This window comes from Alienimonas californiensis (assembly GCF_007743815.1).
GTDB classification, from domain to species: Bacteria; Planctomycetota; Planctomycetia; order Planctomycetales; family Planctomycetaceae; genus Alienimonas; species Alienimonas californiensis.
The window spans coordinates 4,542,990-4,555,318 of record NZ_CP036265.1 but is presented as its reverse complement, the minus strand read 5'-3'; the positions used below and the strand labels follow the sequence as shown (position 1 = coordinate 4,555,318).

General features: G+C 68.1%; 11 protein-coding genes. 4 read left to right on the top strand and 7 right to left on the bottom strand.

What is annotated here, in order from left to right; genetic code table 11:
* Positions 1 to 11 precede the first annotated feature (11 nt).
* Both CA12_RS18105 and CA12_RS18100 read right to left on the bottom strand, forming a co-directional pair.
* Complete coding sequence (locus CA12_RS18105) at positions 12 to 689, bottom strand: NADH-quinone oxidoreductase subunit B (RefSeq protein ID WP_145360393.1); 678 nt, start codon at positions 687 to 689, stop codon at positions 12 to 14.
* Complete coding sequence (locus CA12_RS18100; RefSeq protein ID WP_145360392.1) at positions 686 to 1,354, bottom strand: helix-turn-helix transcriptional regulator; 669 nt, start codon at positions 1,352 to 1,354, stop codon at positions 686 to 688. Before CA12_RS18100 ends, CA12_RS18105 begins: the two co-directional genes overlap by 4 nt.
* Before the next feature lie 246 nt (positions 1,355 to 1,600).
* Between CA12_RS18100 and CA12_RS18095 the strand changes: the two genes are divergently transcribed.
* Positions 1,601 to 3,232: a sodium-dependent transporter gene (locus CA12_RS18095; RefSeq protein WP_242688011.1), complete on the top strand. Its 1,632-nt coding sequence runs from the start codon at positions 1,601 to 1,603 to the stop codon at positions 3,230 to 3,232.
* Between the two features lie 183 nt (positions 3,233 to 3,415).
* Positions 3,416 to 4,234, top strand: coding sequence for an IS5 family transposase (locus CA12_RS18090; protein WP_145360391.1), 819 nt, complete (start codon positions 3,416 to 3,418; stop codon positions 4,232 to 4,234).
* Between the two features lie 121 nt (positions 4,235 to 4,355).
* Here CA12_RS18090 and gatB read toward each other — a convergent pair whose 3' ends face one another.
* The 3 genes from gatB to gatC are packed head-to-tail and all read right to left on the bottom strand — an operon-like array spanning position 4,356 to position 7,695.
* Positions 4,356 to 5,855: an Asp-tRNA(Asn)/Glu-tRNA(Gln) amidotransferase subunit GatB gene (gene gatB / locus CA12_RS18085; protein WP_145360390.1), complete on the bottom strand. Its 1,500-nt coding sequence runs from the start codon at positions 5,853 to 5,855 to the stop codon at positions 4,356 to 4,358.
* Complete coding sequence (gatA, locus tag CA12_RS18080) at positions 5,852 to 7,384, bottom strand: Asp-tRNA(Asn)/Glu-tRNA(Gln) amidotransferase subunit GatA (protein ID WP_242688009.1); 1,533 nt, start codon at positions 7,382 to 7,384, stop codon at positions 5,852 to 5,854. The genes gatB and gatA overlap by 4 nt, the downstream gene beginning before the upstream one ends.
* Entirely contained in the window at positions 7,381 to 7,695 is a 315-nt protein-coding gene (gene gatC / locus CA12_RS18075) for an Asp-tRNA(Asn)/Glu-tRNA(Gln) amidotransferase subunit GatC (protein ID WP_145360388.1), read from the bottom strand. The genes gatA and gatC overlap by 4 nt, the downstream gene beginning before the upstream one ends.
* 366 nt (positions 7,696 to 8,061) lie before the next feature.
* Between gatC and CA12_RS18070 the strand changes: the two genes are divergently transcribed.
* Together CA12_RS18070 and CA12_RS18065 are read left to right on the top strand one after the other, a co-directional pair.
* The gene (locus tag CA12_RS18070) at positions 8,062 to 8,337 is read left to right on the top strand and encodes a carbon storage regulator (protein WP_145360387.1); all 276 of its coding nucleotides are present in this window, start codon (positions 8,062 to 8,064) and stop codon (positions 8,335 to 8,337) included.
* 77 nt (positions 8,338 to 8,414) lie between these two features.
* Positions 8,415 to 10,169 (top strand): S41 family peptidase, encoded by a 1,755-nt coding sequence (locus tag CA12_RS18065; protein WP_145360386.1) that lies wholly within the window; start codon positions 8,415 to 8,417, stop codon positions 10,167 to 10,169.
* Positions 10,170 to 10,378: 209 nt separating this feature from the next.
* Here the strand turns inward: CA12_RS18065 and ribA are convergent, their stop codons facing one another.
* Both ribA and CA12_RS18055 read right to left on the bottom strand, forming a co-directional pair.
* Positions 10,379 to 11,620 (bottom strand): GTP cyclohydrolase II, encoded by a 1,242-nt coding sequence (gene ribA, locus CA12_RS18060; RefSeq protein WP_145360385.1) that lies wholly within the window; start codon positions 11,618 to 11,620, stop codon positions 10,379 to 10,381.
* Positions 11,621 to 11,663: 43 nt separating this feature from the next.
* Positions 11,664 to 12,263 (bottom strand): Uma2 family endonuclease, encoded by a 600-nt coding sequence (locus CA12_RS18055; protein ID WP_145360384.1) that lies wholly within the window; start codon positions 12,261 to 12,263, stop codon positions 11,664 to 11,666.
* Positions 12,264 to 12,329 lie beyond the last annotated feature (66 nt).

Sequence of the window (12,329 nt, the reverse complement as noted above, 5' to 3'; positions counted from 1 at the left end):
GGAAATACGCGTCAGACGGCCAGCGGCCGAACGGTCACGGATTCGCCGGCCAACACGGGCAGGGCGACGCGACCGGTATGATGCGGAATAGGGAGGCGCTCGCCGGTCTCTCCTGACCGGCGGGCGAGGGTGCGGGCGTTGATCCGGTCCTGAAGCCGCAGGATGCCTTCCAGCAGCGCTTCGGGCCGAGGCGGACAGCCGGGGACGTACACGTCCACCGGCACCACCAGATCGACGCCTTTGACGACGTGATAACCGTGCTTGAAGTACGGACCGCCGCCGACCGTGCAGGCGCCCATCGCCAACACGTATTTCGGTTCGGGCATCTGCTCGTAGAGCCGACGCAAGCGCGACGCCATTTTGTGCGTCACCGTGCCGGCGACGATCATCAGGTCGGCCTGTCGGGGCGAGGCCCGGAAGGCCCCGCAACCGAAGCGTTCGAGGTCCACCCGCGGACCGCCGATCGCCATCATCTCCATCGCGCAGCACGCGATGCCGAAGGTCATCGGCCAAATCGCGTTCGCCTGCCCCCAGTTGAGGGCCTGCGACAGCGTTGTGAGAACGACGTTCTCCTCGAACCGCCCCTCCAGCCACCCGCCGTCGGCGGGCTGGGAGGTCGGGGCGCGTTCGGCGAACGTGACGCCGGGATCATCGGCGAACGCAGCGGCGGGAACAGCGGCGAGACTCATGGCGTCACCCCCGCATTCGCCGGGGACAGATGGGTCAGGGCGGGGCCTTCAGGCGTGAACTCGCAGCAGGAGTCGCCGTCCCGGCAGCAGCGGGTCAACGACACGCCGGTGCCCAACACGCGCTCAAAGACGCGCTGTTCCAACTCGCAGATCTGCGGATCGTCCTCGGAGATGTCGAGGTACGGACAGTGGTGCTCGCGCAGGATCGGCAGCGGACCGCTGTCGTCGATTTCGACGGTGAACCCGTGCACCTCTAAGGCGTCGCGGAGCCCCGCGAGTCGCTGGAGCAACTCACCCTCCCCCGCGGAGTCGCCGCCGTAACGGGAGACGAGGGTGTCCTGCAGACGGCCGAACAGGAACGCGCGAACCTTCTCGTCCTCCACCTCCGACAGCGCCGACCACATCGCGTCCGCCAGCTCCTGATAGTTAGAGCCGAGAGCCCGCCGTCCGTCCGGCGTGAGACCGTAAAGGTGACGAGGCCGGCCGCGACCGACACTGACGGGGCGGCGGTCGATCAACCCGGCGTCGGTCAACCGGGCGAGACGCTGACGCACCGCGGTGGCGGTCACGCCGAGGTCGTCGCACAGCTCTTCAATCCCCGCCCGCGACCGCCGGTTCAGGCGGACGAGGAGGGTGCGGTCGGCGGCGGAAACGGGATCGCTCACAGGTCCATCGTACGGGGGCGAAACGTTTCAACAACGGGGGGTGCGAGAAATGCCATCGATGCGGCGGGATTGAGATGCGATCCCACCGGCTTAGGTAATCCGCGACGATGCGGTGGGTCCCCGCGGGAACGCGGGGTCGTCGGCGGCCGTTTCAGCGACGGTTTCGATGAGCGTCCACGACAGCTAGCATCCGATCGCGCCCGCCGGCCCCGGAGTTTCCCCGACCGACTGTCCCTGAGCTTTTCCGTGAGCGACGACGTTTCCGCAGTGCCCCCCGCCCCGCCCCACAACGCGGAGGCCATCGACGCCCCGCCGCCGGATTCCCCCGCGGCGGCCTGGGGGAGCCGGATCGGCGTGATCCTCGCCGTGGCCGGCAGCGCCGTCGGGCTCGGCAACTTCCTGCGGTTCCCCGGGCAGGCGGCCCAGAACGGCGGGGGGGCCTTCATGATCCCCTACTTCATCTCCCTACTGATCCTGGGCATTCCGCTGGCCTGGGTGGAGTGGACGATCGGCCGGTACGGCGGCCTGAAGGGCTTCAACAGCGCTCCCGGCATCTACGCCAGCGTGTGGCGGAACAGGTTCGCCAAGTATCTCGGGGCGTTGGCGGTACTGATCCCGCTGTCGATCTACTTCTATTACGTGCTGATCGAAGCGTGGTGTCTCGGCTACGCAATCGATTACCTGATGGGCAATCTGAACCTCGGGACCGACGTCGACGCCTACGGCGACCACTTCAACGGGTTCGTCGGCGCGAACGAGAACGGGGCATTGTTCAGCGGCAAGACGCTCTACATCCTCGCGGCGACCTTCGCCCTGAACTTCTTCCTGATCTGGCGCGGCGTCGACAAGGGCATCGAGACGTTCTGCAAAATCGCGATCCCGGCGATGGTCGTGCTGGCGGTGATCGTGCTGATCCGGGTGATGACGTTGGGGGCCCCGGTCGCCGACGCACCGGAGCGAGACGTGGAGGCCGGGCTCGGCTTCATGTGGAACCCGGACTTCAAGGCGCTGCTCAACGGCGAAACGTGGCTCGCGGCGGCGGGACAGATCTTCTTCAGCCTGTCCGTCGGCTTCGGCGTGGTCATCAACTACTCCAGCTACATGAAGCGTCGGGACGACGTGGCCCTGTCCGGTCTGACGGCCAGCAGCATGAATGAGTTCTTCGAGGTCTGCCTCGGCGGGATGATCACCCTCCCGGCGGCGTTCATTTTTCTGGGCGTGTCGGCCGGGACGCTCAGCACGTTCGGCCTCGGGTTCAACGCGCTGCCGAACGTCTTCGCTCAGATGCCCGGCGGCCAGTGGTTCGGATTCGCCTGGTTCACGATGCTGTTCCTCGCCGCGGTGACCAGCAGCGTGAGCATGCTGAACCCGGTGTTCGCCTTCCTGGAGGAAGCGTTGCAGATCGGCCGCAACGGGGCGGTCGCGGTGCTGCTCGTGCTTGGCATCCTCGGCACCGGCACGATCGCCTTCTTCTCCGAGGGGCTGATGGTGCTGGATACTGTCGACTTCTGGATCGGCACCTTCGCCTTGTTCGTGCTCGCTCTGGCCCAGGTGTTGATGTACGGCTGGGCCTTCGGCATCGAGAAGGGCGAGCGGGAGATGCACGTCGGCGCCCACATCCGGGTGCCCCGCTTCGTGCAGTACTTGCTCAAATACGTCTCCCCGGCCTTCCTGCTGATCGTGTTCACGGCGTTCTGCGTGCAGAATCTGCCGGACCGGCTCTCTGCTCTCGCAGAAACGGAGAACCGCCCGGCGCTGGGGGCGGTGCTGGGCGTACTGGGCCTGCTCGCTCTGATCGTCGTGACAATCGGCGTGACCGCCCGGCGTTGGGATCCCGCTGAACTGGAACAAAAAACCGCTACCGGAGAGATCGCATGACCGTGCTCGGCTGGATCATCATGGGGACGTCCATCACCACGGTGCTGGTGGTGTTGGCGTACTGCCTCGTCAAAGTGCTCACTCTCCCGCCCGTGGAAGACGAGCTTCCGTAAGAACTGGACAGAGAACCTCGGCACGGGATTTGCGCCTTAAAGGTCTAAACCAGCCCTTTGAGGACGCGTCATGGCCCAATGCCGCCTGCCCGAACAGTTCGCCGACGTCGCCGCCCACCACCTGCCGCCGGACCGCCCGGTCGGCGCCGAGGGCGGCCGACCCCGCACGCCCAACCGCACTGTGCTGAAGGTCCTGTGGTACGTCCTGACCACCGGCTGCCGCTGGCGGGACGTGCCCCCCGACATGGGCTGCTCCGGCGAGACCGCCCGGTGTCGACTGATCGAGTGGGAGGATCTCGGCGTCTGGGCCCGCGTGCACCTCGACTTTCTGCGGCTGCTCCGCCGAGACGGCGAGTTGAAGCACGAGACCGCGATCGTCGACTCGGTCTTGGTGCGGGCTCACGGGGCCGGCGAGCGAACTGGCCCCAGCCCCGTCGACCGCGGCAAACCGGGCTGCAAATACAGTCTGATGGTCGACCGGAACGGGGCGGCGCTGGGGGTGAAAGTGGCCGGCGCCAACGCCAGCGACCACACGCAGATCCTCCCGCTGGTGAAGGAGGAGTTTCCGAAGGTCGGCGGCAAGCCGGGTCGGCCGAAGGAAACCCCGGACCGGCTGTACGCGGACGCTGGCTACGACAGCGAGGCGACGCGGAACGTACTGCGTTCGTTGGGGATCGAACCCTTCATCCGCAAACGCGGGACGCCGCACGGCAGCGGGCTTGGCAAGGTGCGGTGGGTGGTGGAGCGGACGATCGGCTGGGTGAAGGGCCTGCGGCGGCTGCGGGTGCGGTACGACCGGCGGGAGGAGGCGATCGAAGCGTGGAACACGCTGGCCATGGCCGTGATCAACTTCCGACTCTGGCGACACGCCGCCGCGGACGCTGATTAATCTCAGCCGCCGGTTCTCTGTCCAGTTCTAAAGAACGAACGCCCCCCTCCGCAGCCGCGGAGGGGGGCGTTCCGTTTCGTTTCCCTCAGGCCGGGCGGAGCGACGTTGCGCGGCGTCGCAGCTAACCCGTCCCGCCGATCCGTTCGAGCAGCATCGCCCGTACGGTCTTCGGGTCGGCGCCACTGACCTTCTTGAGCACCTGACCCATCAGCGGGCCGACCGCCTGCTGTTTGCCGTCGCGGACCGTCTCGACGGCCACCGCGTTTTTCGGGTCGGCGAGGGCGTCGTCGATGGCCGCTTCCAGTTCGGCGCCGCCGGTGACGGCGATCAGGCCGCGCTCGTCGACGATCGCGTCGACCGTCTCCGGCCCGTTCTGGTCCCGCGGCCGGGCCAGCAGATCTGCGTAGACGTCTCGGGCGGCCTTCGTGTTCAGCTCCCCGGCGGAGACCCGTTTGAGCAGGTGGCCGAGCGTCCCGGCGGGAATCGGGAACGTGTCGATCTCGTAATTCAGTTCCGACAGGTCGCGTAGCACGTCCTGGGTGCACCAGTTCGCGGCTCGCTTGCCGTCGTCTGCCATTTGGGCGACCTCCTCGAAGTAATCCGCGAAGGGCCTGCCGCGTTCAATGATCACGCCGGCGTCGTAGTCGCTCAGTTCCCACACCTCGCCGATCCGCACGCGGCGGTCGGCCGGGAACTCGCCCAGTTCGCCCCGCAGCGCCTCGATCGCCTCTTCGGTGAGGGTCACGGGGACGAGGTCCGGGTCCGGGAAGTAGCGGTAGTCGCTGGCCTCTTCCTTCGTCCGTTGGGCAACGGTGACTTGCTTGTCCGGATCCCAACCGCGGGTGCTTTTGGGAGCCGTCTTGATCGTCTGCCCGGTGCGGTCGAATTCATCCAGTTGGCGGGTGCGTTCGAACTCGATCGCCGCCTCGACGCCGCGGAAGGAGTTGAGGTTCTTCACCTCGCAGATCGGCGTCGCCTTCACCCCGTCGGGCGTCTCGACTTTGAAGTTGACGTTCACGTCGCAGCGCAGGCTGCCCTCCTGCATGTTGCAGTCGGAAACGCCGAGGTAGGTCAGCAGCAGTTTGAGCCGTTCGAGGTAGCTCCGGGCCTCCGCGGCGCTGCGCATGTCCGGTTCGGAGACGATCTCCACCAGCGGGGTGCCAGCCCGGTTCAGGTCGATGCGGCTGACGCCGCCGGCGTGCATATTCTTGCCCGCGTCCTCTTCGAGGTGCGCCCGGGTGATGCGAATCCGCTTAGTCCCCTCGTCGCCGTCGATGTCCAGCCAGCCTTCGCCGCAGACCGGCAGGTCGTACTGGCTGATCTGGTAGCCCTTCGGCAGGTCCGGGTAGTAGTACTGCTTGCGGTCCCACTTACAGAAGCGGGCAATCTCGCAGTTCAGCGCCAGCCCGACCTTCACCGCCATACGGAACGCGGCGGCGTTCAGTACGGGCAGCGAACCGGGCAGACCGAGCACCAGCGGATCGGTGCGGGTGTTGGGCTCTTCCGGGGCGAAGTCCGCCGCGCAGCCGCTGAACAGCTTGGTGCGGGTGGCGAGCTGGACGTGCACCTCCAGCCCGATCACGGGCGTCGCCCGGCGCTCGTCGTGGGACCCGGCGCTCACGGCGTCACCTTCGTCTGTTCCTGACCCGTTTGAAACAAACCGGCCTGATCCTGAAGCGGGGGGACCCGCGTGTGCCAATCGGTGGCGGCCTCGTACATGCGGGCGGTCCGCAGTAGGTTCGGCTCCGACAGCGCCGGCCCGAGCAGTTGCAGCCCGATCGGCAGGCCGCGGGAGAACCCGCACGGCAGCGAAATCGCCGGGATGCCGGCGAGGTTCGCGCTGATCGTGTAAACGTCCGAGAGGTACATCGCCAGCGGGTCGTCGGCGAGTTCCCCGATCGCGAAGGCGGTCGTCGGCGTGACCGGCGAGGCGATCACGTCGCATTTCTCGAAGGCCGCGACGTAGTCCTGCTGGATCAGGCGGCGGACCTTCATCGCCTTCAGGTAGAAGGCGTCGTAGTACCCGCTGGAGAGGGCGTAGGTGCCCAGCATGATCCGGCGCTTCACCTCGTCGCCGAAGCCCTCGCCGCGGCTGCGTTCGTACATCTCCTCCAGCGAATCGAACTTTGCCGCCCGGTGGCCGTAGTGCACGCCGTCGTAACGGGCCAGATTGCTGGAGGCCTCCGAGGGGGCGACGAGGTAATAGGTCGCCACGCTGTACTTGTTGTGCGGCAGCGTGACGTCCACCACCTCCGCACCGAGGGAGCGGTACAACTCGACGGCCCCCTTCACCGCGTCGGAGACGTCTTTATCGAGGCCGACGTCGAAGTGATCCGCCACCAGACCGATCCGCAGACCGGCGAGCGGCTCGTCCAGATCCGTGAGGTAGTCCGGCACGGGGTTGGACAGGCTGGTGCTGTCCAGCGGATCGTGGCCGGCGATCGTTTGCAGCACGCTGGCGGCGTCCCGCACCGTGCGGGCGAACGGCCCGATCTGGTCGAGGGAACTGGCGAAGGCGACGAGGCCGTACCGCGACACCCGGCCGTAGGTCGGCTTCAACCCGACGACGCCGCAGAACGCGGCCGGCTGCCGGATACTGCCGCCGGTGTCGCTGCCCAGGGCGATGGGAGCCATCCCCGCGGCGACCGCCGCGGCGCTGCCGCCGCTGGACCCGCCGGGCGCCCGCGCCGGGTCCCAGGGGTTGCGAGTGGGGCCGGCGCCGGAGTTCTCCGTGCTGGAGCCCATCGCGAACTCGTCGAGGTTCGTTCGCCCCACCGGCACCGCCCCGGCGTCCAGCAGGCGCCGCACGGCCGTCGCCGTGTAGGGCGGCCGGAAGTTCGCCAGCATCCGACTGGCGCAGGTGCAGGGCTCCCCCTCGACGCAGAGGTTGTCCTTGATCGCGACCGGCACGCCGGCGAGGTCGGATTGACTGCCGCCGGCAATCAGGCGATCCGCGTCCGCGGCCAAGGCGGCAGAGCGGTCGGCGTCCGTGTGCAGGAACGCTTTGATCCGGCCGTCCACCGCCCGGATGCGGGCGTGGGCGGCCGCGGAGGTCTCCGCGGCGGTGCGGTCGCCGGAGCGGATGGCGGCGGACAGGTCCGCAGCGGTCGGGTAGGCGTGAGCGGGATCGGGCGGCACGGGCGTCGTCACTCCCCGCCGAGAATCTGGGGCACCAGGAAGCATTCCCCGTCGCTGGCCGGGGCGTTGGCGAGGGCCGCCTCCCGCGGCAGCATCGGGGTCGGCACGTCTTCCCGCAGCACGTCCCGCACGTCGATCGCGTGGGCCATTGGTTCGACGTCTCCCGTGGGCACCTCGTCCAGTAGGTGCACGTAGCCCAGGATCGCCCGCAGCTGATTCGTGAAGGCGTTCAGTTCGCTGGGCTTCAGCGCCAGCCGGGAGAGCTTCGCCACCCGGGCGACGTCTCTCCGAGTGATCTGCGGATTTGCGGCGGGATCGGCCATGGGTCGGAGTGTCGGCCGGAGGCGGCACGGGTGCAAGCGGGACGGCGGTGTCGTCCGTTCGTGCGTCGCAGGGGCCGGCAGGCGTGTCGAAAGTGCAACGCCGTCATGTTGCAATCCACGCTTTGCAGATTCTCCGTGGTCCGTCGGGAGAAGCCGGGGGAACTCTTCGCGTGCTAAGGAATCTCCCGGTGACGCTCTTCCCGTGCTGTGACAACGACTTACGTCAAATCAACCCCTCCTGTGCCGGCCCGTGCCGGAAACGGCACGGCCCATGCGTAATAGCTTTTTCGTTACCGACAGCCCGCGACGATGCGAGCCGTCACCCACAACTGCGGCCGACCCCGCCGCTCCACGAAAGACAGCACGATGCTCGTTCTCACCCGCAAGTCCGACGAATCCATCCGCGTCGGCAACGATATTGTCATCAAAGTGATTCGCACCGGCAAGGGCACCGTGAAGCTGGGCATCGAAGCCCCCGGCGACGTCCGCATCCTTCGCGGCGAGCTGGTCGAAGCCGCCGCCGACGCGAACAGCGTCAACGAGGACGAGGACGACGACGCGTTCACCTTCGACGAAGACGAGTTCGCCCTCCCGATGAGCGTCGCTTACGGCGGCTACGTCGCCCTGCCCGCCGTCGCCTGATCCCTCCCGCTGCCGCTTCCTTCCTCCTCCATCATCACCCGGGCGACGACGCCCGCCTCAGCAAGGACTCTGACGCGATGAACGCCACCACTCCCCTCCGCCAGTACAAGGGCCGCACGGCCCCGACCGCGCGGCCCAAAGCCAAGGTCGGATTCACCGCCGGCTCGCTGATCGAACTGGCCGCCCTCGGCCTGGCCCTGCTGGTCCCCGCCGTGGCCCTCGGCCAAGAACGGACCGTCCTCGACTTCGGCCCGGATCCGTCCGCCACCGCCCGCTACGACTCGAACGGCGGGTACAGCCGCGGCGATCAGGCCCCGGCCCGCAGCCCGTACGAAAACTACCAGACCGAGCCGACCAGCCGCACCGCTCCCCAGCCGACTCCGAAGCCGCAGCCGGCCACGGCGGATCGTCTCTCCTACCGTTATGACGACCCGAAGGTGGTGCGGTTCGCCACCGGCACCGGCTGGACCCGGCTGGTCAACCTGTACGTGGAAAGCAGCCAGCTGATCGACGCCCGTCACCGGGAGCCGAACAGCTACGCCGACCGCGTGGCGATGGCCCTGGCGAACCTGTCGGAAGCCGTCGGCAACGAATCGTTCCGTCAGGCCCACCGGATGACGGCGGACGCCGGCCGCGTGCAGAGCTTCCGCAGCCGTCTGGCCGGGATGAACGCCCGCTCGGTGCGGGACCGCCCCGACGCCCTGGAAGTGATGCGGCAGACGGCGAGCCTCGCCCAGAGCGAACTCGGCCTGAGCGCCGACGCGGTGGCGGCGGAGTTCCTGTTCGGCGCCGTGGAGTCCCTCGACAAGTTCAGCGGCTTCCTGCCCAGCGACACCCGCACCGGGTACGGCGTCGACGCCACGGTCATCCCGGCCCAGTACGCCGCGGAGCAGACGGCCGGCGCCCTGGACACCAGCGTCGTCGGGCTGGGTGTGGAGCTGAAGGAGCACGAACGCGGCGTGGTGATCGTCAAGCCGCTGGCCGGCGGCCCGGCCGCCAATGCCGGCTTGCAGCGTGGCGACGTGATCACGAAGGTGGACGGCCAGGATCTGGCCGGCAAGGGCCTGAACGGCGCCGCCGACTTGATCGTCGGCCGTGAGGGCACCGCGGTGCAGCTGCGGGTGATGCGGGGCGAACGCTTCGGCACCTTCAACCTGCGTCGGGCTCGGGTCGAACTGAAAACCGTGAGCGTCGTGCAGCTGATGACCGCCCCGGACGGCAGCAAGGTGGGCTACCTGAAGCTGGATCGCTTCGCCGCGACCAGCCAGACCGAACTGGACGCCGCCCTGTGGCAGCTCTACCAGGGCGGGATGAAGAGCCTGGTGATGGACCTCCGCGGTAACCCGGGCGGCCTGCTGGATCAGGCGATTTCGATCAGCGACACCTTCCTGCCGAGCGGCACCATCGTCAGCACCCGGGGCCGTCTGGCCGAGGACAACATGTCCGCTACGGCCAAGCAGACCCGGACCTGGAAAGTGCCGATGGCGGTGATCGTCGACGAGGGTTCGGCCAGCGCCAGCGAGATCTTCGCCGCCGCCATCCAGGACAACCGCCGTGGGGTGATCGTCGGTCGGAACAGCTACGGCAAGGGCACCGTGCAGACCCACTTCCCGGTCCGCACCGTCGCCGGCGACCTGAAGCTGACCACCGCGATGTTCTACAGCCCGAACGATCGCCAGATGGCCGACCAGGGCGTCGCCCCGGACGTCCGGGTCAGCGAAGACCGTGAGATCCTGCCCCTGGACCGCGACGCCGACGTGGTCGCCGCGATCAAAGCCGCCACCAGCCAGACCGCCGCCACGATGGCTCAGGCCCCCGGCTCGGTTCGCTAACGACTCCCCAAGACATCCGCCCACTCCATGACGGAGTGCGGAACGTCTTTCAGAACAGCCTCACGACGAGGCGAACGAGTCGAGAGTGAGTGATCTGCCCGGCGTCCGCGGCCATCACGACGATGACCCCCGACAGCGTGCAGAAGAGCAAATCGAAGAGGTAACGCCGAGGCCCCGCGGGGCCTCGGCGTGACGCATTCCTTGGCGACCTACGGCAGCGCGTGCCCCATCTTTTCGCGCTTCGTGGCGAGGTACTTTTCGCGGGTGGGTTCCGGGGGGGCGATGATCGGGACCTGTTCGACCACCTCCAGCCCCATGGCTGAGCTGACGAACGACTCCCGCTTCTTGGGGTTGTTGGTCAGCAGGCGGATGCGGGAGAGGCCGAGGTCCTTCAGGATCTGCAGGCCGACCATGTAGTCCCGCTGGTCGGCCTTGAAACCGAGTTTGTGGTTCGCCTCGACGGTGTCCGCCCCGGCGTCCTGGAGTTCGTAGGCCTTCAGCTTGGCGGTCAGGCCGATGCCGCGGCCCTCCTGCGGGAGGTAGACCACCGCCCCGCGGCCGGCCTCGTGGCAGCGTTTCATGGCGAGGTGCAGTTGGTCCCCGCAGTCGCAGCGGAGCGAATCGAGCAGATCTCCCGTAAAACACGACGAGTGCATCCGCACCAGCGGCGGCTTCTCGCCGGGCTGATCGGTCAGGTCGCCCCAGACCAGCGCGACTGGCTCCTGAGTCTGGTGCTCCACCTTGTAGGCGATCACCCGCGGCGTGCCGTACTGGCGGGTGGGGATCGGGACCTCGGCCTCCCGGGTGACGAGGCGTTCCCGCGAGGTGCGGTGGCGGATCAGGTCCTCGATGCTGACGACCAAGAGGCCGTGCTCCGCGGCGAGGCGCTGCAACTCCTCGCCCCGGGCCATTCCCTTGCCGTCGGCGGAGACGATTTCGATCAGGCAACCGACCGGCGGCAGGCCGGCGAGGGCCAGCAGGTCGGTGACGGCCTCCGTATGTCCGGCCCGCCGCAGCACGCCGCCGGGCTTGGCCAGCAGGGGGAAAATATGGCCGGGTTTGACGAAGTCCGAGGCGACGCTGTGCGAATTCGCCATTTCCCGCAGCGTTGCAGCCCGGGCCTCCGGCGAGACGCCGGTGCCGGCGGCGATGTGGTCCACCTGCACCAGAAACGGCGTGCGGTGCGGGGCGGTGTTCGCGGATTCCTCCACGATCGGCCGCAGATCGAGGCGGTCCGCGGTATCCTTCGTGATCGGGGCGCAGAGCACGCCGCGGCCGTGCCGCAGCATGAAGTCGACGGTCTCCGCGGTGATCGTGGAGGCGGCGGCGACGAAATCGCCCTCGTTCTCTCGCTCATGGGCGTCCACGACGATCACCGGCCGGCCGGCCTTCAGCGCCGCGAGGGCGTCCTCGATGGAATCGCGGCGGTCGGGGGTGGCGGACTCGCTCATGGGAGCATGGTAGGCGAGCCGGTCGATTCGTCCGACCGTCCCGTCATTCCGCCGTCGCGAGACGGACCGCCGGCGGCTCCTCCGCCGTCAAAGACCAGTCCAACGGAAGCACCACGCTGCGGACCGCCGCCCCGCCCGGCTCCGCCACGCCGTCGGCGACCAGCGCCCCGTCAGACAGCCGGTAGCGGGAGAGTCGCCACGGGGCGCGGTCGAGCAGCCAAAGTTCCCGCACGCCCACCGAGGCGTAAAACGGCAGTTTTTCGAGGGCCAGGTCCCCTTCCGAGAGCACCTCGACGGCCAGATCCGGCCCGCCGTGCCAGTGGCTGCCGCGGTCCTCCGCCGAGTTCTCCGGCAGGTAGACCACCACGTCGGGGCAGCGGTAATTCTGCGTCCAGTCGTCGGCGCGGTCGGAGACGTTGGCGCCGGGCTGGACCGCCTCCGAGGCCCCTTCTTCATCGAGGTGACGGGTCAACTGGAACGCAATCCGGTTGACGAGGTGTTGATGCTGATTTCCGGGCAGAGGCATGAAGACGTACTTTCCGTCCCAGACCTCGTCCCAGCGATCAAGACCGCTTTTTTTGCGGTCCTCGAGGAGTGGGACCGAAACTCGCGGGTCGGCGATCAGCAGCGTAGAGGCGACCATGGTCCCAGTGTAACCGCGGGGCCGCCCCGTGGGTCGCGGCTTTGGTCGCGATTCGGCATCATCCGG

Bases quoted from the DNA above. Each gene is read 5' to 3' on its own strand.
- ribA (WP_145360385.1), bottom strand. From the start codon at position 11,620: ATGAGCGAGTCCGCCACCCCCGACCGCCGCGATTCCATCGAGGACGCC.
- gatC (WP_145360388.1), bottom strand. From the start codon at position 7,695: ATGGCCGATCCCGCCGCAAATCCGCAGATCACTCGGAGAGACGTCGCC.
- CA12_RS18105 (WP_145360393.1), bottom strand. From the start codon at position 689: ATGAGTCTCGCCGCTGTTCCCGCCGCTGCGTTCGCCGATGATCCCGGC.
- CA12_RS18065 (WP_145360386.1), top strand. From the start codon at position 8,415: ATGAACGCCACCACTCCCCTCCGCCAGTACAAGGGCCGCACGGCCCCG.
- CA12_RS18055 (WP_145360384.1), bottom strand. From the start codon at position 12,263: ATGGTCGCCTCTACGCTGCTGATCGCCGACCCGCGAGTTTCGGTCCCA.
- CA12_RS18070 (WP_145360387.1), top strand. From the start codon at position 8,062: ATGCTCGTTCTCACCCGCAAGTCCGACGAATCCATCCGCGTCGGCAAC.
- CA12_RS18090 (WP_145360391.1), top strand. From the start codon at position 3,416: ATGGCCCAATGCCGCCTGCCCGAACAGTTCGCCGACGTCGCCGCCCAC.